Origin of the sequence: Cryobacterium glaciale (assembly GCF_004402535.1) — a bacterium.
Taxonomy (GTDB): Bacteria; Actinomycetota; Actinomycetes; order Actinomycetales; family Microbacteriaceae; genus Cryobacterium; species Cryobacterium glaciale.
In genome coordinates, this window is the sequence record NZ_SOEY01000007.1 from 43256 (window position 1) to 65398 (window position 22143).

At 65.6% G+C, this 22143-nt stretch carries 20 protein-coding genes, 3 tRNA genes, 2 pseudogenes and 1 riboswitch; of the genes and pseudogenes, 16 read left to right on the forward strand and 9 right to left on the reverse strand.

Annotation, left to right across the window (positions count from 1 at the left end; all coding sequences use genetic code 11):
• Positions 1-51: 51 nt before the first annotated feature.
• From E3O06_RS04045 to E3O06_RS04055, 3 genes are read right to left on the reverse strand one after another with little or no spacing between them, the layout of a single operon-like run.
• Entirely contained in the window at positions 52-825 is a 774-nt protein-coding gene (locus tag E3O06_RS04045; protein ID WP_134501723.1) for a CDP-alcohol phosphatidyltransferase family protein, read from the reverse strand.
• Positions 822-2075, reverse strand: a complete 1254-nt coding sequence (locus E3O06_RS04050) for a DUF1972 domain-containing protein (protein WP_241979851.1) — start codon at positions 2073-2075, stop codon at positions 822-824. The genes E3O06_RS04045 and E3O06_RS04050 overlap by 4 nt, the downstream gene beginning before the upstream one ends.
• A 1-nt stretch (position 2076) precedes the next feature.
• Positions 2077-3624, reverse strand: coding sequence for a sugar transferase (locus tag E3O06_RS04055; RefSeq protein WP_134501725.1), 1548 nt, complete (start codon positions 3622-3624; stop codon positions 2077-2079).
• Positions 3625-4099: 475 nt separating this feature from the next.
• Here E3O06_RS04055 and E3O06_RS04060 point away from each other — a divergent pair, with 475 nt between their 5' ends.
• Positions 4100-5149 (forward strand): dipeptidase, encoded by a 1050-nt coding sequence (locus E3O06_RS04060; RefSeq protein WP_134501726.1) that lies wholly within the window; start codon positions 4100-4102, stop codon positions 5147-5149.
• A 92-nt stretch (positions 5150-5241) separates the two neighbouring features.
• Positions 5242-5306, forward strand: a riboswitch (guanidine-III (ykkC-III) riboswitch).
• Positions 5307-6145: 839 nt separating this feature from the next.
• Here E3O06_RS04060 and E3O06_RS04065 read toward each other — a convergent pair.
• Both E3O06_RS04065 and E3O06_RS04070 read right to left on the reverse strand, forming a co-directional pair.
• Positions 6146-6841 (reverse strand): hypothetical protein, encoded by a 696-nt coding sequence (locus tag E3O06_RS04065; RefSeq protein WP_134501727.1) that lies wholly within the window; start codon positions 6839-6841, stop codon positions 6146-6148.
• Between the two features lie 235 nt (positions 6842-7076).
• Positions 7077-7205: pseudogene (locus tag E3O06_RS04070) on the reverse strand (helix-turn-helix domain-containing protein); the annotation flags it as partial.
• 179 nt (positions 7206-7384) lie between these two features.
• On the opposite strand from E3O06_RS04070, the pseudogene E3O06_RS18505 reads away from it, so the two are divergent.
• A pseudogene (locus tag E3O06_RS18505) lies at positions 7385-7597 on the forward strand (tyrosine-type recombinase/integrase); the annotation flags it as partial.
• A gap of 96 nt (positions 7598-7693) precedes the next feature.
• Here the strand turns inward: E3O06_RS18505 and E3O06_RS04080 are convergent.
• From E3O06_RS04080 to E3O06_RS04090, 3 genes are all read right to left on the reverse strand, one after another.
• Positions 7694-7766, reverse strand: a tRNA-Phe gene (locus E3O06_RS04080).
• 69 nt (positions 7767-7835) lie between these two features.
• Positions 7836-7909 (reverse strand) — tRNA-Asp (locus E3O06_RS04085).
• An 88-nt stretch (positions 7910-7997) separates the two neighbouring features.
• Positions 7998-8070, reverse strand: a tRNA-Glu gene (locus E3O06_RS04090).
• Between the two features lie 266 nt (positions 8071-8336).
• Between E3O06_RS04090 and E3O06_RS04095 the strand changes: the two genes are divergently transcribed.
• Both E3O06_RS04095 and E3O06_RS04100 read left to right on the forward strand, forming a co-directional pair.
• Positions 8337-9677 carry a M23 family metallopeptidase gene (locus E3O06_RS04095; RefSeq protein WP_241979852.1) on the forward strand — a complete coding sequence of 447 codons (1341 nt, stop codon included), beginning with the start codon at positions 8337-8339 and terminating at the stop codon, positions 9675-9677.
• Positions 9670-11082 (forward strand): C40 family peptidase, encoded by a 1413-nt coding sequence (locus E3O06_RS04100; RefSeq protein WP_241979853.1) that lies wholly within the window; start codon positions 9670-9672, stop codon positions 11080-11082. Before E3O06_RS04095 ends, E3O06_RS04100 begins: the two co-directional genes overlap by 8 nt.
• A gap of 119 nt (positions 11083-11201) precedes the next feature.
• On the opposite strand, the gene ppa is transcribed toward E3O06_RS04100, so the two are convergent.
• Positions 11202-11693, reverse strand: coding sequence for an inorganic diphosphatase (gene ppa / locus E3O06_RS04105; protein WP_134464679.1), 492 nt, complete (start codon positions 11691-11693; stop codon positions 11202-11204).
• A 45-nt stretch (positions 11694-11738) separates the two neighbouring features.
• Between ppa and tilS the strand changes: the two genes are divergently transcribed.
• The 12 genes from tilS to panC all read left to right on the forward strand — a co-directional run bounded on the left by tilS (position 11739) and on the right by panC (position 22037).
• Positions 11739-12719, forward strand: coding sequence for a tRNA lysidine(34) synthetase TilS (gene tilS / locus E3O06_RS04110; RefSeq protein ID WP_134501728.1), 981 nt, complete (start codon positions 11739-11741; stop codon positions 12717-12719).
• Positions 12720-12741: 22 nt separating this feature from the next.
• The gene (gene hpt, locus E3O06_RS04115; RefSeq protein WP_134501729.1) at positions 12742-13314 is read left to right on the forward strand and encodes a hypoxanthine phosphoribosyltransferase; all 573 of its coding nucleotides are present in this window, start codon (positions 12742-12744) and stop codon (positions 13312-13314) included.
• 84 nt (positions 13315-13398) lie between these two features.
• On the forward strand, positions 13399-15408 hold the full coding sequence (ftsH, locus tag E3O06_RS04120) for an ATP-dependent zinc metalloprotease FtsH (RefSeq protein ID WP_134501730.1): 2010 nt from the start codon (positions 13399-13401) through the stop codon (positions 15406-15408).
• Positions 15409-15414: 6 nt separating this feature from the next.
• Positions 15415-15984: a GTP cyclohydrolase I FolE gene (gene folE, locus E3O06_RS04125; protein WP_134501731.1), complete on the forward strand. Its 570-nt coding sequence runs from the start codon at positions 15415-15417 to the stop codon at positions 15982-15984.
• Entirely contained in the window at positions 15981-16838 is an 858-nt protein-coding gene (folP, locus tag E3O06_RS04130) for a dihydropteroate synthase (RefSeq protein WP_134501732.1), read from the forward strand. Before folE ends, folP begins: the two co-directional genes overlap by 4 nt.
• Positions 16831-17193, forward strand: coding sequence for a dihydroneopterin aldolase (gene folB, locus E3O06_RS04135; protein ID WP_134501733.1), 363 nt, complete (start codon positions 16831-16833; stop codon positions 17191-17193). Before folP ends, folB begins: the two co-directional genes overlap by 8 nt.
• Entirely contained in the window at positions 17190-17723 is a 534-nt protein-coding gene (gene folK / locus E3O06_RS04140) for a 2-amino-4-hydroxy-6-hydroxymethyldihydropteridine diphosphokinase (RefSeq protein WP_134501734.1), read from the forward strand. The genes folB and folK overlap by 4 nt, the downstream gene beginning before the upstream one ends.
• The gene (locus E3O06_RS04145; RefSeq protein WP_134501735.1) at positions 17720-18202 is read left to right on the forward strand and encodes a DUF3180 domain-containing protein; all 483 of its coding nucleotides are present in this window, start codon (positions 17720-17722) and stop codon (positions 18200-18202) included. Before folK ends, E3O06_RS04145 begins: the two co-directional genes overlap by 4 nt.
• Positions 18195-18758, forward strand: a complete 564-nt coding sequence (locus E3O06_RS04150; RefSeq protein WP_420898866.1) for a PH domain-containing protein — start codon at positions 18195-18197, stop codon at positions 18756-18758. Before E3O06_RS04145 ends, E3O06_RS04150 begins: the two co-directional genes overlap by 8 nt.
• On the forward strand, positions 18755-20410 hold the full coding sequence (locus E3O06_RS04155; protein ID WP_134501737.1) for a PH domain-containing protein: 1656 nt from the start codon (positions 18755-18757) through the stop codon (positions 20408-20410). Before E3O06_RS04150 ends, E3O06_RS04155 begins: the two co-directional genes overlap by 4 nt.
• Positions 20407-21168, forward strand: coding sequence for a Rossmann-like and DUF2520 domain-containing protein (locus tag E3O06_RS04160; protein ID WP_134501738.1), 762 nt, complete (start codon positions 20407-20409; stop codon positions 21166-21168). The genes E3O06_RS04155 and E3O06_RS04160 overlap by 4 nt, the downstream gene beginning before the upstream one ends.
• A complete protein-coding gene (gene panC, locus E3O06_RS04165) occupies positions 21165-22037 on the forward strand; it encodes a pantoate--beta-alanine ligase (protein ID WP_134501739.1) in 873 nt (290 codons plus the stop codon). Before E3O06_RS04160 ends, panC begins: the two co-directional genes overlap by 4 nt.
• Positions 22038-22143: the final 106 nt, after the last annotated feature.

A 22143-nucleotide genomic window follows, 5' to 3' on the forward strand; every position in this document is an offset into this window, starting at 1 on the left:
CCCAGAAGGGGTCACACGGCAGGCTCAGGATAGCGACGAGCGGATGCCCGATCAGGGTCGGGCGACTTCGACACGACCCAGCGCGGTCATGTCCCGAAACCATTTGCCCAGTGCCAGCGCGAGATAGGCCGCATTGGCGACGAAGAGCAGGCCGTACAGGCCGAGAAAGGCCAGTGGAGCGCCGAGCAGTACGAAGGCCAGGCAGAGGACCCCGTAGTCGGTGGGCACGCCGAGAAGGGACCGCAATACGGTGCGGGGAGCGGTGGAGAGCGGAGCGGCCTCCGCGTGTTTGGCCTTGAGCAGGTCGTTGAGAATCATGGCAAAGAAGGACACGGCGGCCACGGCAGTGAACCCGATCGGCACGAGCAACCAGGCCGAACTCGTGAGCGGAAAATGCGTGAACATGGTGATGAGCACCGCGAGGTGCAGGGTCGAGATCTTGATCGAGTCAACGACATGGTCGAGCCATTCACCCGAGGGTGAGCCGCCGCCGCGCAGTCGAGCGACCTGGCCGTCGGCCGAGTCGAAGGCATATCCAGTGGCGAGGAGCAGCCACACGACGATCCCGAGCCACCAGCTCGGCTCTCCGATAGCGAGCAGGCCGATGGCGCAGAAGGTGAAGCCGGCGCTGATCGCGGTGACGTTGTTGGGGGTGAGGCCCAAACGATAGGCACCCGCCGCGAGGTAACGACCGACCCGGCGATTGACGTAGACCGAATAGGGCGGAGCCCCGCGGGCCGCCGTCTTCTGTGCTGACGACAACCGGCGCACGGTGTCGAAGTATGTTTCGGTCGAACGGATTGCCTGGGCCGAAGTGCTGGTCATAGTGTGATCCCCCTGGACGGTGCCGTGGACGGTTGCTGATTCATGCTGTCGGGAAGGCTCCAGGTCGACTCTCCAGCGCGCCCGCTGCTTTGGCGGTGGGTGCTGTAGCCGACGGCCACGCGCCGGGCGAGTTGTTCGTAGCTGGCCGTGACGTTGTCCCAGTTGTAAAGTTCCTCGGCGCGTCGTTGCAGCGCCGCGGCAACCTCGGCGACGCGCTCGGGACTCTGTTCGGCGTCTTCAAGCAGGGCGCTCAGGGATTCCGGCCGGGAGAAGTAGGCGCCGTCGGCACCGAGGACCTCACGATTGAAGACGACATCCCACGCGATGACCTTGGTTCCGGCACCCATCGCCCGCAGCAGCGACGGGTTCGTACCGCCGACCGAATGACCATGCAGGTAGGTGCTGGCATGCGTGTAGAGCTGGTCGAGCTGGTCCTGGTCCCAGACGCTGCCGAGCATGCGAATGCGGGAATCGGATGCGGCAAGGTCGCTGATGCGGGTGATGTGGTCGGCCGCGTACGGCGCGGAGCCGACGACGACGAGCGGCAGCCGGGCACCGCTCGCCCGATAACCCTCCACGATGACGTCGACGTGGTTCTCTGGTTCGAAGCGGGCGACGACCAGATGATATCCGCCGGGTCGGAGTCCGAGTGCGGAGAGCCGATTGGTCGGGGTGTCCTGCAGGATTCGGGTGCCGTAGGAGATCAGCTCGGTCGGAATGGAAAATTCGTCCCGGTAGTAGTCGACGATGCCCTGCGCGTCGGCGATGAGGGCATCCGCTTCACGCACGGAGACTTCTTCGGCCCAGCGGTAGTAGCGCCGTCCGGCGCCGCCCCATTTGTCGCGCTTCCACTCGAGGCCGTCGACATGCACGACGCTGGGAATTCCGCGCAGGCGTAGCCACGGCACGAAGGGCGCGTTGGCAGCGTTGAACACGAACGCGACATCGGCCGGACGGTGCAGGGTTGCGTGCAACACCGACAGCCCGGTGTGGCTCAGCGTCTCCAGGATCTTATGGCGAAGTGCGGGCAGTTCGACGAGCTTCATGCCGAGGTATTCTTTCGGCACCGGCTGTGCCGTGCGGCGACAATAGACGGTGACGTCGTGCCCACGGTCGACGAGGCGGCGCCCGATCTCCTCGACGGCGGTTTCAAAGCCGCCGTAGGCTGCGGGCACTCCGCGGGTACCGATCATTGCGATGCTCAGACGTCGGTGGCTGGTTGGCGCAGTGTGTTCGGTCCCCGCGGTCATGTCAATATGCCCCTACTGGTTGAATGACGGTCTTGAAGGTGCGCCAGATGATCATCAGGTCGCCGGTGAGGGACCAGTTCTCGACGTAGTACAGGTCGAGTCGTACGCTGTCTTCCCAGCTGAGGTTCGACCGTCCGTTGACCTGCCACATGCCGGTCAGGCCGGGCTTGATGTACAGGCGGCGGTGAACATGGGTTTCGTAGACCTGGACTTCTTCGGGCAGTGGCGGGCGTGGTCCGACCAGGCTCATCTCGCCGACGAAGATGTTCCACAGCTGGGGCAGCTCGTCGAGCGAGTACTTGCGGAGCACACGGCCGATCTTGGTGATCCGAGGGTCGTTGTGAATCTTGAACAGCACCCCGGAGGCTTCGTTCTGATCGAGCAGGCCGGCCAGATCGTCTTCTGCGGTCTGCACCATGGAGCGGAATTTGATCATTCGAAAGGTTTGTCCGTTGCGGCCGCAGCGTTCCTGCCGGAACAATACGGGGCCGGGGCTGTCCAGCTTGATGAGGACGGCAATCACCGCGAGCACGGGCAGCAGGAACAACATTGCCCAGGCCGTCGTGACGATGTCCAGAGTGCGTTTGAGGGCATGGCGCCCCCCCTCAAACCGGGGAATTTCGACGTGGATCAGCGGGAGGCCGTCAACCGGGCGAAAGTGGATGCGGGGACCAGCGACATCCGTCAGCCGACTCGAGAGAACCAGCTCTGCTGACGTTCCTTCGAGGTCCCAGCCGAGGTTGCGGATGTAGGAACTGCCGCCGCTGGGCTGACCGGCCACGATGACCGTGTCGACGCCCATGGCGGCTGCCGCCGCGGCGACATGTTCGAAATCGGACACGATCGGCACCGTGCGCTCGCCGGCCGAGATTTCGTCACCGATGCCGTCTTCCAGGGCGGCGCCGACTATGTAATAGGCAGCGCCGGATTTGTTGTCGATCTGGCTGACGACATATTCGACATCGTCGCGGTTCCCCACGACGATCACGCGAGAAAGGTAATGGCCGAACTTGCGCTGGTGCAGTAGCCATTTGCGCCACAGCCACCGTTCCAGAACCAGCGCGACAATGCCAAGGGGGAGTGCCAGAACGAAGTACAGCCGGGCGATGTCGATGTTGAAGATCAGAAAGATGATGGCGAGCATGCCGAAGGTCACAGCGCTGGCGTTGATGACCTGCTTGTATTCACTCGCCCCGACGCCGATGACGCGGGAATCCCTGGTGTGGAAGAGTTCGAGGGTCACGAGCCAGGTCGCCACGATGAGCAGCGACACGAGCCAGTAGTTGGCGCTGAACGATCCCGGTACGGCCGGTATGCCGTCAACGCCAAACCGAAACACCAGGGCTACGCCGACAGCGAGAACGATGACGGCGACATCTGTCAGTCGCAGCTTGGTGCGGTATCGCCGCGCCCAGATCAGCCCGGAGGAGGGGGTGTCAACGGCGATATCGGTGTGCGCCGGCACTGACTGGTCGACGAGCCGCAGTTTCGGGGTGCGGCCAAGCGGCAGGGACCGGGCATAGGACGCGGGCGAATCTGATTCACTCATGCGTCGTTCCTCCTGCGGTCGAGCGTGAAAGCGGTGCCAGGGGCGGCCGGTTCAGTGAGGCGGACCGCGGGCTTGCGGGGGTGGTTCGGCGAGTTGGAGTAAATGTCACTTTTTCATTCCCTGCAGTCGGGTTTACAGGAACAGGTGGTCGTAGTGACAAGGTGACGGTGCTGGCACTTGTCGTTTGATGGAGCGCGGCGTAGGAACATGATTCTTTCTCAGCAACTTACTGGCAGAGACTACCCCGATTCAAGTCGGCGGCGCTGTAACCTCAATAGGGGTCAAAATCCCCTGTATTGGGGAGGCTGCAGCCACGTGTGCCTCGGCGGAGCGGGCATGCCCGTCTTCAGCCGCGGCTTTGCGGGCTGGAATTTGCTAAACGGCGCCGCAAGCCCAGGTGGCTTGGGCGCACAAAATGCCCGATGGTGGGGGTCGTAGGCTGGTCTGAGTGCACCGATTGCCGGGAAGAGTTCACATGACCGTAAGAATTCCGAAATTTGCTGTTATTGACGGCCACAATGATCTCGCCTGGGCCTGCCGCGAGCATCGCAACTACTCGGTTGCCGGGCTGGCCGCCGAACACGATTCGGAGCGCGGCCAGCTGCAAACGGATATCCCCCGGTTGCGCCGTGGAGGGGTGCAGGGCCAGTTCTGGTCGGTGTGGGTGCACACCGACCTTGAGGGCACTGATTCGGTGCAGGCCACGCTCGAGCAGATCGACTTCATCCACCGCCTGATTGCGGCCTACCCCGAGGATTTCGAACGGGCCGCGACCGCCGACGACGTCGAACGCGCCCAGCACAGCGGAAAGATCGCGTCACTCCTGGGAGTCGAGGGCGGCAATCAGATGAACAACTCCCTCGCGGTGCTCCGCGAGTATGCGCGGCTCGGCGTGCGATACCTGACACTGACCTGGAACTCGACGACCGAGTGGGCCGACGCGGCCGTCGATGACGCGTCCCACAACGGCCTCAACGACCGGGGCCGGGCCGTCATCGCCGAGATGAACCGCATCGGAATGATGGTCGATCTCTCGCACGTGTCGGCTGCCACGATGCAGGACGCCCTCGACGCCTCGACGCTTCCGCTGCTGTTCAGTCATTCCTCGTGCTTTGCCCTCAATCCGCACCCGCGAAATGTGCCGGATGCGATTCTCAGGCGGCTCTCCGCCAACGACGGTGTGCAGATGATCACCTTCGTTCCCGCGTTCATCTCGGCCGACTATCGACTCTGGGAAGACAACGGTTCGGTCGGTGACAAGCCGGTCGTGACGGTCGCGCACGTGGCCGACCACGTTGAGCACGCCCGCAGCGTGGCCGGCATCGATCACATCGGACTCGGCGGCGACTTCGACGGCTGCCCCGACATGCCCGTCGGCCTCGCCGACGTGTCGGAATACCCGAACCTGTTCGCTGAGCTTCAGAGCCGGGGCTGGAGCGACACCGACCTCGCCAAACTCGGCCATCAGAACGTGCTTCGCGTGCTCCGGGCCAATGACCCGGCGTACCGCGCGTTCATCGCGTAGCCGCGCCGCGCTAAACGGATGCTGCGGCATCCGCTTCGATGCTGGCTGCGGTTCTGCACAGGGGTTGCCCAGTGGGCGCGCCCAGGGTCGAGGGCAGGTCGCGATATGTGGCCCCGGACGACGGATCAGTACCCGGAACGCGACAAGACTGGCCGAGGAGTATCAGTCATGTCGTGGCTGAAGGTCGCGCTGCTGCTCGGCCTGATCGGCTGCATCGTCGGGCTCAAGCTCGTCGGCGGTGCGCACTGATTCATCAGGACGATGTCGGGCCCTCAAACCGCGCGGCCGGGTCGCCCAGATCGGTGATCGTTTGACCTCATCTCGGACCCGAGCGACTTCGAAAGAATTGGAGCTCCCAATTTTGGACTCAACCTCCCAGCATCGGCTGCACGTCGTGCAAACGCGGGGTGGTTAGAGGACGTTCGTGCTCAGATTGGCTCTGCACTCAGCTCCGATTGAGGCCTGGACGTGGTCAAGCATGATCCCCGGGCTCTACGCTGAGGGAGCTTCTGGTCGCTGATCTGCCATCCGAGCAAGGACGATAAGGGCCGCGACAGCGAAGCCACTTCCTGGCATCTCCATCGTGGCGATCCCCTCATTCACGTGAAGTGCAAGTGCCGTCAACAGCTGAACACTCTTCGGCGGCGGCCTGCGATGGCTTGGCGCTAGTGCTGCTGTTCGTTGCTCGTCGGGTTCCTTTGGCCCGGTGTGGAGGCTGCTGGCAAAGTTGAAGGCTTATCCGAGGGTTCATGTAGCGGCGCCGGGGAAGTAAGCGTCGTCGTGACCGGCGCGGTATGGCGCGAAGGCCAGCACGCGCGATTCCGACCTTGGTTCTCTCACCGCGGCGAACCAACCGGCTTTCACCGCTGCCCTCTTGAGCGCGCCTGAGCAGGCCCCGTGATCTTGACATTCTTTCGAAGGGTGAGGTCCAGGACCGTACGGCACTGTGCGCGCCCGCACGGCGCCTGGACCTCAGCCTTGACCGGACGCTCGCAGCTAGTGCAGGACTCCGCAGGCAGCCGGATCGGTTGCCTCGGCGGGGAGGGCGGGGTCCAGCTCGCTTACACCCTCGGGATCGCTGACGTTGTACGTGCCGTTGCCGTCGTAGTCGATTCCGTGGATCACGACAACACCTTCACCATCACGGATGGCCTCAGCGATCTGCGCGGCGGTGCCGAGCCCTTCGGCTCCCGGATATCCGGTTCCAGCCACGTCGGTAAAGCTGACGTTGGTCCGGAGGTAGTTATAGGAGCCGTTTTTCGAGACGGGGAACCGGGAAACATCCAGAAAACTGGCCGGCGTGGTGTCTCCACTGGTGTTCAGGGACACCACAACGGGTCCGTAGGCCGGAACACCCTCGACTGTATTCAGTCGTCCGTCGCCGTCGGTGTCCAACGCCAGTGTGGGGCACTCATTCATGGCCTGTTCGCCGTAGTGGATGTGCTGTGCGTGGGGAGCATCGGGCGTCAAACCCTTGGCGCGGATCCCGATCGCCCGGATTGTTTCGCCGCGAACGACGGCGAACGCCTTCCCCGACGCACCCGAGTCGTTAAGCTCCGTGAGGTGAGCGGTCAGCACCACGTTGCCGCGCACCGATTTCGGGACATGCGCTGACGCCGGCGCAGCGCCCATCGAGACAGCGATTAGCGCAGCTGCACTCGCGCCGAGCACCAGTTTAATGTTGTTCTTCACGTTTCACTCCTTTGTGACCTCGCCCATCGGGACGATCCCGCGGGTCAGATGAGACAATGTCAGTTCGTAGCCCTAGGCCAATTGGATTGGCACTATTTGCACGCACGCACGCCTGCGGCGAAGGGTATCCGCAAATCGAGATTTCTGACAGTGGTGGTCGCCGACTTTGTCCGCTGCATGCGCATGTCCTCAGCGGTTCATACCAGCACGGGGTCTTGCCCCACCCTGCTCCGTGTTATCTCAGGGCGCGCGACTGGCGGTAGAAGGTCGCTCGAGGCATTCCAAGATCGCGGGCAACCGTTGTCGCTGTCTCTCCACCGTCGATAAGTCGACGGGCATTGCGGATTTGGCTGTCGGTGATGAGTCGCGACCTCCCACCAAGGTCCGTGCCGTCGTTGCGGGGTCGACGACCTACTGAAGTTGCGGTGTGACGTTCGGAGGGAAGATGACCTTGTCTTCACGGCGCCGGTCGGGGGAGTTCTTCGCAACGGAAACTTTAGGAATCGAACGTTTAACCCCGCCCTGGCGAGAGTCCAATAGGATGATCCAGATTTTCCCAAGGTGACGCCGCATGACCTGCGACACACAGCCGCGAGCCTCGCGGTCTCCGTCGGGGCCAACGTGAAAGCGGTGCGGCGCATGCTCGGCCACTCTTCAGCCGCGATGACGTTGGACGTCTAGGCAGACCTCTTCGATCACGACTTGGATGCCGTTGCAACAGCTCTCAACCAGAGCAAAATGATTTCAATTGTGTCCAAAATGTGGCCACGCGACGGAAACGGAGGCGAAACGGAGCCCGAAAATGGGCAAAAAAAAGGCCACTCCCCAGTATTTCCTAGGGAGTGGCGGCGGTGGCCCCGACCGGCGTCGATCCGGTGACCTTTCGATTTTCAGTCGAACGCTCTACCAACTGAGCTACAGGGCCCCAAAGCAGCGTCAAAAACGCTTCTTCTAAGGAAAAAAGCCCTTCCTTTCGAAAGGGCTATTACCTTTGCGACCCTGACCGGACTTGAACCGGCGACCTCCGCCGTGACAGGGCGGCGCGCTAACCAACTGCGCTACAGGGCCTCGATGTAAAAATGTGAATCTGTGTGCGAGGCACTTGGTAAGACTATTCTATTTCTTTTGATATTTTTTCATACACGTGCAGTTTGCGTAGCCCCAACGGGATTCGAACCCGTGTTAACGCCGTGAAAGGGCGCCGTCCTAGGCCGCTAAACGATGGGGCCGTGAGCCATAAAGTTCATGGCTGCCGAAGAGTAAGCATACGGTCTTGTGGGGCTAAGGCCAAATCGGCGCGCGCAGCATCCGCTCGAACGGTGGATATTTTGCCGACCCAGTTGGCACCGCGCCCGTAAATGGGCGGGCCAGCGGCCATTTCGCGGGTTAGATTCGCCGGTAAGGCTGGGCGAATCGTGCCCACCTTGTTACTCTGAAGAGTCTGCCTCGGCGCACGTGGCGACTGCTATAAGCCTGTTGGGAAGCAATGATTCGTATGAGAACCGTGACCGGCCGCGGAATTGACCTGCCCGCCCGTCGTTTGCGTGTGACCAATCGGTGGCCCCGGCACACCCTGGCACTGACCAGCATCATGGCGGCGATGACTCTGCTGGTCACGCTCGTGAGCCCCGCGGCCCCGGCCAGCGCCGTTGACTACCCGTCCTGGCAGGACCTGCAGAATGCCAAGGCGAACACTGCCTCGGCGGCCGCGCAGGTGACCGCAATTGAGAACCTTATCGCCGGCCTGCAGGTGCAGGTGCAAGAGACGCAGGCTGCAGCCGAAAAGAGTGCCAATGAACTCGAGGTGGCTCAGCAGGAATTCGACGACGCCACCCGACGCGCCGAAGATATCCAGACCCAGGCCGACGCGAGCAAGGCCACAGCGGATGCCGCGACCAAGCAAGCCGGCCAGCTCGCCGCCCAGCTCTACCGCACCGGTGGCACCGATCTCAGCGTGAACCTGTTCTTGGAGGGCCAGGGAGACGGTGCCGACGCCGACCTGCTGTTGGCCAAACTCGGCAACATGAGCAAGCTCGTTGAGCGCAGCTCCGACGTCTACGAATCGGCGCAGTCGGCCACGAACAACGCCCAGTCGCTCGGAGACCAGGCCAAAGTCGCGCAGACCGAACGCGAAACCCTGCGGGTTGCCGCCGAAGCAGCGCTCGCCGCAGCCCAGGCCGCCGCCGAGGCAGCAGCGAACGCCCTCGCCGAGTCCGAAGCCAAGGGCATCGAGCTCGAGCAGCAGCTGCAGTTCATGCGCGATGCCCAAGCCACTACGACAGCCGGGTATGAAGCCGGAGTTGCCGAACGCGCCCGGCTTGAAGCCATCCGGGTTGCGGCTGAAGCGGCGGCAAAGGCCGCCGCTGCCGCAGCGGCGCGTGCCAACAGCGGAGGCTCCGGGGGTTCCGTGAGCATGACCGGCTGGGCCGTTCCGGCCAGCGGTCGCATCACCGGCGGCTTCGGCCCTCGGTCGGTCATCTGTAACGGTGGCGAGTGCAGCGGCAGCTTCCACTACGCCACCGACCTCGGCACCGGCTGCGGTTCCCCCATCTACGCCGCCCACGCCGGCGTCGTCACCTGGGCTGGCGTTCTCGGCACGTACGGCAACTTCGTGAAGATCAGCCACGGCGACAACGTCTCAACCGGCTACGCCCACATTCAAAACGGCGGCTATAACGTTCGTTCCGGCCAGTCAGTGTCCGCCGGGCAGATCATCGCCTATTCCGGTGATACCGGCGCCGCCAACGGCTGCCACCTGCACTTCGAAGTGTGGATTGGTGGGAACCGCATCAATCCTGTTCCATTCATGGCCGACCGGGGAGCATCACTTGGCTAAGAGAACCACAACGGTACCGAGCACCACAAACGTACCGGGCACCACCCACACCGCACGCGCCCGGGTTCGCACGACATCGAAACGGATGCTCTCCGCCGTGGCGATCGGCGCGGTGTCGGCGGTTACAGCATCCGTTGCCGCCGCCGGCGGGGCCGCCTTCGCTGCTCCCGACTATCCGAGCTGGAACGATGTCGAAAAGGCCAAGCAGAACGAGTCGACCAAGCAGGCCGAGATCGCGACCCTCGGCGAACTGCTCGACGGGCTGGCCACCCAGGCTGCGAAGGCCGTGACGAAGGCGCAGATTGCAGCCGAGGCTTACCGTGTGACGCAGGACGCCCTGGATGCCGCCACCGCACGGGAAACCAGTCTCAACGACCAGGCTGAAACGGCGGAGGCCACCGCGGCGACGTCCAAGATGCGCGCCGGCCTGATCGCAGCGCACCTCGCCAAATCCGGCGCCAGCGGGCTGTCGCTCAACCTGTTTCTGAACGGCAACAGCGCCGATGACCTGCTCAGCCAGCTCGGCACCGCCAGCAAGCTCAGCGAGCAGTCGGAGCAGATCTACACCGAGGCCGTGCAGGACAAGAACGCGGCCGAGTCCCTGGGAGAGCAGGCCGCGTCGGCGACTGAGGAACGCGAACGCCTCACCGAAGAATCCAGGACCACCTTCGACGCCGCAACGGCGAGCTCGACGGCAGCCGAGGCGGCCTACGAGACCCAGCAACGCAAATCGAGCGAGCTGTTCGAACAGCTCGCCCTGCTCAAAGACACCACGGCCGAGGCCGAACGAAGCTTTCACGCCGGTGAGGACGCGGCCGCCGCAGCTGCCGCGTTCGCCCAGGCGCAGGCATCCGCCGCTGCAGTAGCGGATGCCGCGGCAGCGCAGGCCGCGCAGGCAGCGCAGGCCGGGCGGGATGCGGCCGCCGCACCAGCAAGTTCCGGTTCGGGCTCGGGCTCAGGGTCGGTCACGCCCGTCTCCCCAGCTGCGCCGGCAGCGCCGTCCGCACCGGTTGCCGCTCCCAACGCGAGCATCGTCGACACGGCGATCGCTTTTGCCCGCAACCAGCTGGGTGACCGCTACGTCTTCGGCGGCTCCGGCCCCGACGCGTGGGACTGCTCCGGTCTGACCAAGGCCGCTTATGCAGCGGCCGGCGTCTACATCGGCACCCACTCGGCCACGAACCAGTACAACACCATGGCCCAGCAGGGCAAGCTTGTCTCCTTCGCCCAGGTGCAGGTCGGCGACCTGGTGTTCTGGGGCAGCCCCGGAAACTACTACCACGTGGCGATCTACGCGGGCAATGGCCAGGTTCTCGAAGCCCCCAACCCCTCCGCCCGCGTGCGGGTGCACAGTATCTGGTCGTCCTGGGCCGTCGCGCCGTACGTCGGCCGTCCGGCCGCCTAACGCTGATGGCTTAACGAACACGGGACTCCTGCCGCCTATGCGGTGGTGAGGGGCCGGAATCGATCATCCGGGGCCGGTTTTCGGTCGATTTGCGACCCCTCACGGTGCGAGCTTGAGGGTTAGTGGCCCTCTTCGGCGAGCTTCGCGATGCCGTCGACGACGATCTGGTTGGCTTCGGCAGCATCGCCCCAGCCCTCCGTTTTGACCCACTTGCCCGGCTCGAGGTCCTTGTAGTGCTCGAAGAAGTGCTCGATTTCCTTGCGGGTGTACTCGGGAATATCGAGGACATCCTGGATGTGGTCCCAGCGCGGGTCGCCGGCCGGAACGGCGATGACCTTGGCGTCCGAGCCGCCGTCATCGGTCATGTTGAACACGCCGACGGGACGCACGGAGACGCCGACGCCCGGAAAGAGCGGGTAGTCGAGCAGTACGAGAACGTCGACGGGGTCGCCGTCGAGGCCGAGCGTGTTCTCGAAGTAGCCGTAGTCGGTGGGATACATGAAGCTCGTGTAGAGCACCCGGTCGAGATAGACCCGACCGGTTTCGTGGTCCACCTCGTACTTGTTGCGGCTCCCGCGAGGGATTTCGATGACTGCGTCGTATTCGGCCATGGCTGTGTTTCTCCCTTGATCTAAGTCTGCGGATAACGTTACTGGATGGAATCCACCCGCCGCCCGCGCCTCACCCCGGCCATCGCCGATATTCGCCGGGCCGTGCGCACGCTGCTGCCGGCCGAGGGGCTTGTGCTCGTGGCCCTGAGCGGTGGCGCTGATTCGCTCGCGCTCGCTGCGGCGACCGCCTTCGAGGCCGGGCGGGCGGGCATCCGTGCCGGCGCGGTCATCGTCGACCACAACCTGCAGGCCGGTTCAGCGGATGTCGCGGGGCGGGCCGCCGAGACCGCCAGCGGCCTCGGCCTCGACCCGGTGCTCGTGCTGGGTGTGACCGTTGGTGACGACGGATCCGGCCCGGAGGCTGCGGCGCGCACGAGCCGGTATGCGGCGTTCGACGAGGCCCTCGAACGCACCGGGGCGAGCGGGGTGCTGCTCGGCCACACCCTCGACGATCAGGCCGAGACCGTGCTGCTCGGCCTCGCCCGTGGCTCCGGACCGACCAGCCTGCGGGGCATGGCGGCGCGAACGGGGCCGATCCTGCGACCGTTGCTGGGCATCCGTCGCGCGGAAACCCGGCAATTCTGCGCCGATGCAGGCCTCGAACCGTGGACCGACCCACAGAATTTCGACCCGCGCTACGCCCGGGTGCGGGTGCGGGAAACGGTATTGCCGGTGCTCGAGAGAGAGCTCGGACCCGGCGTCGGGCTGGCACTCGCCCGCACCGCCGAAGCACTGCGGGAGGATTCCGACGCGCTCGACGAACTGGCGCGTACCGTGCTGCGCGCCTACTGGGCCGATGGACGGATCGCGGCGGCCGTGCTCGCAGCACACCCGTCTGCAATACGGCAGCGGGTGATTCGCTTCGCTGCCGAAGAGCGCCACGGCGTGTGGCTGGATCGGGGACAGACCCTCGCCGTGGCGGCGCTCGTGACGGATTGGCATGGACAGGGGGCGCTCAGCCTGCCAGGTATTAGAGTTGTACGACACGATGGCATATTGATCTTTTCCGTGCCTGGACCCACTTGACACAAAGGAATGTTTTTTCCACATGGAACCTCGCGACATTGACGGCGACCTCACCGAGATCCTGATCAGCGAGGAACAGATTCAAGCGCGCCTGGCTGAAATGTCACGCCGGATCGAGGTCGACTACGCGGGCACCGATCTGCTTCTGGTCGGCGTGCTGAAAGGCGCGGTCATGGTCATGGCCGATCTGGCTCGCGAACTGCACCACCCGGTCACCATGGACTGGATGGCCGTCAGTTCCTACGGCTCCGGCACCCAGTCGAGCGGCGTCGTGCGCATCCTGAAGGACCTCGACACCGACCTGTCCGGCCGCAACGTGCTCATCGTCGAGGACATCATCGACTCCGGCCTGACCCTGTCGTGGCTGCTGGCGAACCTCAAAACGCGCGGTCCGGCATCCATTGAAATCTGCGCCCTGCTGCGCAAGCCGGACGCCGCGCGAGTGGACATCGACGTGAAATATGTGGGTTTCAACATTCCGAACAAGTTCGTGGTCGGCTACGGCCTCGACTACGACGAGAAGTACCGCAATCTGCGCTCGGTGGGAATTCTCGCCCCGCACGTCTACTCCACGGCAGCTGCAGCTGCGCTCTAGGCACAGCCCGCGACCCGCGCCTGAGTTCTCCTTTGGGCGAACACACGGCTTTCCCTTGTAATCGAGCGCTAGCCTGAGGTCACCATGAACGTCAAGAAGCTACTCCGCGGCCCGATTCTCTATATTGTGCTCGCCGTCATCGCCGTCTGGGTGGGGTCCAGCCTCATTACCATGAGCGGATTTCGCGAGGTCAGCACGCAGGAAGGCCTCGCCTACCTGAAATCGGGCAATGTCGCCGAGGCCACCATCGTCGACGGCGAGCAGCGCGTCGACCTCACGCTGACCAAAGCCAGCGGCGACCTCGGAACCCAGGTGCAGTTCTACTATGTCGCCCCGCGCGGCGAAGAGATCATCACCGCGGTGACCGCCGCCAACCCGAAGGACGGCTTCACCGACGAGGTGCCGCAGCCCAACTGGGTGCTGGGCGTGCTCAGCTTTCTGCTGCCCGTACTGCTGATCGGTGCCTTCTTCTGGCTCATGATCTCGATGCAGGGTGGTGGCAGCAAGGTCATGAAGTTCGGCAAGTCCAAGGCCAAGCTCGTCTCCAAGGAAAGCCCGCAGGTCACCTTCGCCGACGTCGCCGGTGCCGACGAGGCCATCGAAGAGCTCGAAGAAATCAAAGACTTCCTCAAGGAGCCGGCCAAATTCCAGGCGGTCGGCGCCCGCATTCCCAAGGGCGTGCTGCTGTACGGACCTCCCGGAACCGGTAAGACCCTCCTTGCCCGCGCGGTGGCTGGCGAGGCCAACGTGCCGTTCTACGCCATCAGCGGCTCCGACTTCGTCGAGATGTTCGTCGGTGTCGGTGCCAGCCGAGTGCGTGATCTGTTCAGCCAGGCCAAGGAGAACGCGCCGGCCATCATCTTCATCGACGAGATCGACGCCGTCGGCCGTCACCGTGGTGCCGGCATGGGCGGTGGCCACGACGAACGTGAGCAGACCCTCAACCAGCTGCTGGTCGAGATGGACGGCTTCGATGTGAAGGCCAACGTCATCCTCATCGCCGCCACCAACCGTCCGGACATCCTCGACCCCGCGCTGCTGCGCCCGGGCCGGTTCGACCGGCAGATCGGCGTCGATGCCCCCGACATGCTCGGTCGTAAACGCATCCTCGAGGTGCACTCCAAGGGCAAGCCGATGGCTGACGGCGTCGACCTCGAGGTGCTCGCCCGCAAGACGCCCGGCTTCACCGGTGCCGACCTGGCGAACGTGCTCAACGAGGCCGCGCTGCTCACCGCGCGATCCAACGCCCAGCTCATCGACAACCGTGCCCTCGACGAAGCCGTCGACCGGGTCATGGCCGGTCCTCAACGCCGCACCCGCGTCATGCGCGACAAAGAGAAACTCATCACCGCGTACCACGAGGGCGGTCACGCCCTGGTCGCGACCGCGATGAACTTCACCGACCCGGTGACCAAGATCACCATCCTGCCGCGCGGCCGGGCCCTCGGTTACACGATGGTCATGCCGCTCGAAGACCGCTATTCGGTCACCCGCAACGAACTGCTCGACCAGCTGGCCTACGCCATGGGCGGCCGCGTCGCCGAAGAGATCATCTTTCACGACCCGACCAGTGGCGCCTCCAACGACATCGAAAAAGCCACGGCGACCGCCCGCAAGATGGTCACCGAGTTCGGCATGAGCGCGGTCGTCGGTCCGCTCAAGCTGGGCCAGGGTTCTGGCGAAGTCTTCCTCGGTCGTGACATGGGACACCAGCGCGACTACTCGGAGCGCGTTGCCGAAAGCGTCGACCGTGAGGTGCGCCAGCTGCTCGAAGACGCCCATGACGAGGCCTACGAGGTGCTGATCAAGAACCGCGCGATCCTCGACAGCCTCGCAACGGCCCTGCTCGAGCACGAGACACTCGACCAGACCTCCCTCGCCGAGATCTTCGCCAACGTGGAGAAACTGCCAGCACGCCCGCAATGGCTCTCGAGCGACAAGCGCCCCGTCTCGGACGTACCGCCGATCGCCATGCCCGCGCCGAAGGCTCCCATCGACGGCGCCGCCGTTGACGGTGGCATCTCCAGCGGAGACGCCGCCCCCGCCAAACCGAAGCGCGCGCCGGCCCGCAACCCCCGCCCCGCGACCGCCTAGGCGCCCGTGGCAGTGGATAGGGCGCGCATCCAGGCGGCCGTCGCCGAGATTCTCGCTGCAATCGGTGAGGACCCGGCGCGGGCCGGCCTGGAAAGTACCCCACGACGGGTAGCGGATGCCTACGCCGAGTTCTTCGTCGGGCTCGACCAGAACCCACAGGAGTTGCTGGCGGATTTCGTTCCGGTTGGCGAGAGTACCGGCGAACTCGTGCTGCTGCGCGATATCGCCTTTCGTTCGATTTGCGAACACCACCTGCTGCCGTTTCTCGGCATCGCCCACGTGGCCTACCTGCCCAGGGACCGCGTCGTCGGCCTCGGCCGGCTGCCCGCCGTCGTGGAGACCATCGCCGCCCGGCCCCAGCTGCAGGAGCGACTTACCGAGGAAATCGCCGATGCCCTGTACGAAGGGCTCGACCCGCTCGGCGTGCTCGTTGTACTCGACGCCGTGCACGGCTGCGTCGGCACCCGCGGCCCGCGCCAGACCGCGAGCTCAACGGTGACCATGGCCTCGCGCGGAGCCCTGACCGAACCGACGGCCCGCGCAGAGATCATCGCGCTGATTGCCGCCGGCGGATGACGCTCATCATGGGTGTGCTCAACGTCACCCCTGACTCCTTCAGCGACGGCGGCCGGTGGGCGTCGACGGATGCCGCCATCGAGCACGGCCTGCTGCTGCACGCCCAGGGCGCCGACCTCATCGACGTGGGCGGTGAGTCCACCCGGCCCGGTGCCACCCGCGTCTCACCGGAACAAGAGCAGCAACGCATCATTCCCGTGGTCACCGAACTCGCCAGGCAGGGCCTGCGGCTGAGCATCGACACCCTCAACGCCGGCACCGCCCTCGCGGCGGCGAAAGCGGGCGCGAGCGTGATCAACGACGTGTCCGGCGGGCTCGCCGACCCCGGCATGGCCGCCGTCGCCGCCGAGACCGGCCTCACCTACGTGGCAATGCACTGGCGCGCGCACGCGCAGCAGATGGACACCCTCGCCGACTACGGCGACGTGGTCACCGACGTCATCGCCGAACTGCGCACCCGCGTCGAGGCATTGACCCTGGCCGGAGTAGCCAGGGAGCGGATCGTGCTCGACCCCGGACTCGGATTCTCCAAGAAGACCGAACATAACTGGCAGCTCATCAACCGGCTCGACGCCTTCGCCGAACTCGACCTTCCCGTCATGGTCGGGGCGTCACGCAAACGTTTCCTCGCCGAGGTGCTGCCGGTCGGCGCTCCGGTTCAGGGCCGCGACCTGCCCACCGCCGTGGTCAGCGTGCTGGCCGCGCAGGCCGGCGCCTGGGCGGTGCGCGTGCACGACGTCGCGGCGACCCGTACGGCCCTGAACGTGTTGGCCAGCGTGCAGCAGTCGACGCCCCGTCGTGCGCCGGGATTGCCGCGCGGCGCGGTGCGTCCGTCACAATGGACCCATGACTGATTCGATCACCCTCACCGGCCTGCGGGTGAACGCCCACCACGGCGTCTACGACTTCGAGAAAGAAAACGGTCAGGACTTCGTCATCGACGTGACCGTCTGGCTGGATCTGCTGGCCGCAGCGGCGAGCGATGACGTGACCCGGACCATCCACTATGGTGAACTCGCCGAGGAGGTCACCGACGCGGCCCGGCACAACCCGGTCGACCTCATTGAAACCGTCGCCGAGCGCATCGCGGCCGTCGTGCTGGCGCACCCGCCAGCATTGCGCGTGCAGGTCACGGTCCACAAACCCCAGGCTCCGATCTCGGTGCCGTTCACCGACGTGGCCGTGCAGATCACCCGGTCTCGGGCATGACCGGGCCCGCCGAGCGAGTGGTGCTGGCCCTCGGCAGCAACCTCGGCGACCGGGCGGCCACGCTCGCCCGTGCCGCGGCGGATATCGCGGAGCTGCCAGGGGCCGCGCTCGTGGCCGCCTCGCCCGTGTATGAGTCCGCGGCGGTGAAACTCGACGGCGTCGACGAGAGCGCGCCCCGCTACTTCAACGCGGTGCTGACCATCGACTACAGCGGTGGCCCGCACGCCTTGCTCGATGCCGTCAACGTCATCGAGGCCAGGCACGGCCGGGTGCGCGCCGAACGTTGGGGCGACCGCACGCTCGACATTGACGTCATCGTGTTCGGCCAGCTGAGCGTCGACGACGACCGCCTGACCCTGCCGCACCCGCGTGCGGCAGAACGTGACTTCGTCCTGGCCCCGTGGCTCGACCTCGACGCGGCGGCCGTCATCCCCGGCCGTGGGCCGGTACGTGACCTGCTCGCCGCGACCGGCACCACGGTGCGCCGGGCAGCGGATGCCGCAGCCCTGGTGCCGAGGGCCGGCCGATGAAGCGCTCGCAGGCGACCGGTCTGCTCGCCGTGCTGCTCATCGGTCTCGTGATCGGCTTCCTGCTCGAGATCGCCTTCGCGGCGTCCGGCGCGCCGATCGTTGTGCCGCCGGTGACCCTGCCGTTGACGCTGATCCTGCTGGCCGCGGTCGTCGTGAGCCTGGCCTGGCAGGTGCGCCAGGGCAGCCGTCGCAAGGCGCTACGCAGAATCGATCCGTTCTGGGCTATGCGGGTGGCCGTGCTGTCGAAAGCCACGTCGTTGTCGGCTTCGTTGCTGCTCGGCGCTGCCCTCGGCCTCGTGCTCTACATTCTCACCCGGTCGGTGGTGCCCGCGGTCTCGTCGTTGTGGCTCGCGATCGGTACGGCCGTCGGCGCGGCACTCATGCTCACGGCCGGCCTGGTGGCCGAACACTTCTGCACCCTGCCACCCGACGATGATCTGAACGGCGACACCGATGAGTCCGGAGGTACCCGTGCCTGAACTGCCCGAAGTGAACCCGCCAGCTACGCCGCTGCCTGTTCCACACGACTTGCCCGTTCCACACGACACGTCGGCGCGGCTTGAATTGACCGAGACCGGCGAATGGAAGCGCGTCTCCCCGAAGTACGTGCTGGTCGAGATCGTGGGCACCATTGTGAACGCCGTCGTCGTGTGCGGCGGAGCGAGCCTGCTCTGGCTGCTGCTCGGCCAGACCTGGGCCCTGTGGGTCGGCATCATCGTGCTCGTCGCGTCGATCATCAATCTCGTGTTCGAACCGCGCCGGGTGCGTTCCATCGGGTATCTGCTCCGCGAGGACGACCTGCTGTTTCGCCGCGGCATCCTCTTTCAACGATTTGTGGCGGTTCCCTACGGGCGAATGCAGCTCATCGACATCACCCGCGGTCCGATCGCCCGGTGGCTCGGCCTGGCTGATCTCAAGTTCGTGACGGCTGCGGCGACCGCGAGCGTGTCGATTCCCGGGTTGGCCGAAGCCGACGCCGAGAACCTTCGCGACCGGCTGGTGGAACTCGCGGAGAGCCGCCGGGCTGGCCTGTGAGCGAGACTGCCGCTTCCGTTCCGGCTCCGCTCGCTGCGCCGCGCACCGACCTCACCGACGGTGAATGGCACCGGCTGCACCCAGCGACGCCGGTTTTGCGGGGCGGCATCTTCATGGTGGCCATCATCGGCTTCATCATCGCCAACCTGCGCGAGCGACTCATCGACCTGTTCCTGGGTGAGGAGAACTATCGGGGCGATCCGATCGACGCGATCTACGAGCGCGGAGTCACCGGTTGGGCCCTGCTGATCCTGGCCGGGGTGCTTCTGGTCATCATCGGGGTGTTCTACCTGTCCTGGCGAATGCACACCTTTCGGGTGACCGGCGAGATCGTCGAAGTGCGCAGCGGCGTGGTTTTTCGCAGCAACCGCAAGGCACGCCTCGACCGGGTGCAGGGCGTCAACCTGGCCCGGCCGTTCGTTCCCCGGCTGTTCGGTGCGGCCCGGCTGGACGTGACGGTCGCCGGACAGGACGGCAACGTGCAGCTCGCCTATCTCGGCTCGAAGCTCGCGGATGACCTGCGCCGCGACATCCTGCACCTCGCCTCTGGCCTGCGTCAGGCCAAACGGCCCGCCGAGGATCCCGCAGCGATCGACGCAGAGTGGACCGCCGCGCCGCCCCTGATCGGCCCGGTCAACGTACCCGTCGCCCACTCGGCCTTCGGCGACGTCGCGAGCGCTCGCTTGACCGCGTTTCGGACTCCGGAACTGGACCCCGATGCTGCACCGCCCGAATCGGTCGTGCGCATTCCGCCTGGTCGACTGATCGGATCGATCGTGCTCAGCGGCTTCACCGTCTTCCTCCTGCTGGCCGGCATCGGTCTCATCGTCAGCGTGTTCGCCGGCAGCAGCGGCTGGGTGCTCGTGGCGGTGCTGCCGGGCCTCATCGGCAGTGTCGGCTACTACTTCTCCCGTATCGCCAAGACCTTGCGGTTCAGTATCGCGGGCACGAGCGATGGCGTGCGCATCGGCTTCGGGCTGCTGTCGACGAGCAGCCAAACCCTGCCTCCCGGTCGCATCCACGCGATCAAGGTGTCCCAGCCCATTCTCTGGCGTCGTTTCGGTTGGTGGCAGATCAACTTCAACACGGCCGGACAGGCGTCTGGCGGCAGTACGACCACCACGACGCGCGCCACCCTCCTGCCGGTCGGCACCCTCGCCGACGTCGAAAAGGTACTTCAACTGGCGTTGCCCGGGTTTGACACCGACAGGCAACGCGCCCTAGTCGAAAACGGCCTGCTCGGCGGTCGCAAGCGCGACGCCGGCGTCGCCGACTTCTTCAGCAATGCTCCCGCCCGCGCCGTCTGGCTGCGCCCGTTCTCATGGTGGCGCACCGGCTGGGCGGTCTCGGAAAACCTCGCCCTGATTCGCCGCGGAGTGCTCTCACGGGACCTGATCATGGTGCCCCTGGCCCGGATGCAGAGTGTACGCGTTAGCCAGGGACCGATTCGCCGGCGCCTGCGCCTCGCGTCGGCCGATCTGCTCACGGTCTCCGGGCCGGTGACCGCCTCGCTCAGCGTCATCGACGTGGATGAAACACTGGTCTTGTTTGAGTGGATGTCGACCGGTGCGGTGCGGTCGGCACTCGCCGACACCAGCCACCATTGGAGCCGCGCCGAGCCGACGGCCCACGACGAGGAAGCAGCGGAATGAACGAGAAACCCGGACGCCTCGGCGTCGGAATCATCGGCGCCGGCCACGTCGGCCCCATTCTCGGGGCAGCCCTCGCCGGCGCCGGGCACGCGATCGTCGGCATCTCGGCGATCTCCCGGGCCAGCCGGGACCGTGCCGAAGCCATTCTGCCGCTCGTTCCCATTCTGACCGTGCCCGAGGTCGTCGAACGCAGTGAACTGGTCATCATCGCGGTGCCTGACGCCCAGCTGGAAAGTCTCGTGCAGGGCCTCGCCGCGACGAACACCTGGCAGCCCGGCCAGCTCGTGCTGCATACCTCCGCCCGCTACGGCACCGCAGTGCTCGCCCCGGCGCAGGCCGCCGGCGCCATTCCGCTGGCCATTCACCCAGCGATGGCCTTCACCGGCACCAGCCTCGACCTGGCCAGGCTCGCCGACAGCTATTTCGCCGTGACCGCACCCGGCCCGGTGCTGCCGATCGGGCAGGCGCTCGCCGTGGAGATGGGCGGCGAACCGCTCATCATCGCCGAGGCCGACCGTGCCAGCTACGCCGAAGCCATCCAGATCGCCACCGCCTTCTCTACGTCGATCGTCGAACAGGCCACCCGTCTGCTCGCCGGAATCGGCCTCGAACATCCAGGGGCTATTCTTGGTCCGCTGCTGCGCTCCGCCATGGAAAACGCCCTCGGACGCACGAGCCCCGAACGGCTGGACCTGGCGGGATTCGACGAAATCGAGCAGCGGCAGCATCCGCTTGACGACGACCGGGAGGTCGAATGACCACGCCAGAAATGATCAGCTCCATCGCCGAGCTGCACGACCGTCTCGGCCAGGCGCGCGACCGCGCGGCGCTGACTGGCGGCGACACCCGCATCGTGCTGGTGCCGACGATGGGGGCGCTGCACGCCGGCCACCTCGCGCTGGTGCGGCGCGCGCACACGCTCGGCGACATCGTGGTGGTGTCGATCTTCGTGAACCCGCTGCAGTTCGGCGTCGGCGAAGACCTCGACAGCTATCCGCGCACCCTCGAGGCCGACCTGGCCGCCCTCGCGGCTGAGAACGTGGCGTTCGTGTTCGTGCCGAGCGCGCGAGAAATGTATCCGGGCGGGGCGATCGACACCCGGGTGACAGCCGGGCCGGTCGGCTCGCTCTACGAGGGAGCCGCGCGCCCTGGGCACTTCGACGGCATGCTCACCGTCGTGGCGAAACTGCTGGGCATCGTGACACCGGATGCCGCGGTGTTCGGCCAGAAAGACGGCCAGCAGGCTTTTCTGGTGCAGCGTATGGTCGCCGACCTGAACGTGCGCACCACCATCGAAGTCGTCGATACCGTGCGTGAACCGAGCGGACTGGCCCTGTCGAGCCGCAATCGTTACCTCGACGACGCGCAGCACACGGCGGCGCAGGCGCTGTCCGCCGGGCTCAGCGCCGCTGTGGCGGCAGCTCCGGCCGGACCCGGTGCAGCGCTCGCCGCCGCGCACGCGCGCATTGACGCCCAGCCGCTGGTTAAACTGGACTATCTCGTGATCGTGCACCCGAAGACTTTCCTCGCGGTGCCGGGCGACTATCGCGGGCCGGCCCGGATGCTCGTGGCCGCGCGGGTCGGCACCACCCGGCTGATCGACAACGTGTCGATCAGTGTCGGGTGAGGCGCGGCATCCGCTTAATTGTGAACTGACAGCACCAACGGAGAACCAGATGAGCCAGAACACCCCGCCAATCATTGTCCAGGCCTCGCCCGACGACGCTTTCTCC

Bases quoted from the DNA above. Each gene is read 5' to 3' on its own strand.
- E3O06_RS04050 (WP_241979851.1), bottom strand. From the start codon at position 2,075: ATGACCGCGGGGACCGAACACACTGCGCCAACCAGCCACCGACGTCTG.
- panC (WP_134501739.1), top strand. From the start codon at position 21,165: ATGACCACGCCAGAAATGATCAGCTCCATCGCCGAGCTGCACGACCGT.
- hpt (WP_134501729.1), top strand. From the start codon at position 12,742: ATGGAACCTCGCGACATTGACGGCGACCTCACCGAGATCCTGATCAGC.
- tilS (WP_134501728.1), top strand. From the start codon at position 11,739: ATGGAATCCACCCGCCGCCCGCGCCTCACCCCGGCCATCGCCGATATT.
- E3O06_RS04060 (WP_134501726.1), top strand. From the start codon at position 4,100: ATGACCGTAAGAATTCCGAAATTTGCTGTTATTGACGGCCACAATGAT.
- ftsH (WP_134501730.1), top strand. From the start codon at position 13,399: ATGAACGTCAAGAAGCTACTCCGCGGCCCGATTCTCTATATTGTGCTC.
- folB (WP_134501733.1), top strand. From the start codon at position 16,831: ATGACTGATTCGATCACCCTCACCGGCCTGCGGGTGAACGCCCACCAC.
- E3O06_RS04160 (WP_134501738.1), top strand. From the start codon at position 20,407: ATGAACGAGAAACCCGGACGCCTCGGCGTCGGAATCATCGGCGCCGGC.
- E3O06_RS04095 (WP_241979852.1), top strand. From the start codon at position 8,337: ATGAGAACCGTGACCGGCCGCGGAATTGACCTGCCCGCCCGTCGTTTG.
- folP (WP_134501732.1), top strand. From the start codon at position 15,981: ATGACGCTCATCATGGGTGTGCTCAACGTCACCCCTGACTCCTTCAGC.
- E3O06_RS04145 (WP_134501735.1), top strand. From the start codon at position 17,720: ATGAAGCGCTCGCAGGCGACCGGTCTGCTCGCCGTGCTGCTCATCGGT.
- E3O06_RS04045 (WP_134501723.1), bottom strand. From the start codon at position 825: ATGACCAGCACTTCGGCCCAGGCAATCCGTTCGACCGAAACATACTTC.
- ppa (WP_134464679.1), bottom strand. From the start codon at position 11,693: ATGGCCGAATACGACGCAGTCATCGAAATCCCTCGCGGGAGCCGCAAC.
- folK (WP_134501734.1), top strand. From the start codon at position 17,190: ATGACCGGGCCCGCCGAGCGAGTGGTGCTGGCCCTCGGCAGCAACCTC.
- E3O06_RS04055 (WP_134501725.1), bottom strand. From the start codon at position 3,624: ATGAGTGAATCAGATTCGCCCGCGTCCTATGCCCGGTCCCTGCCGCTT.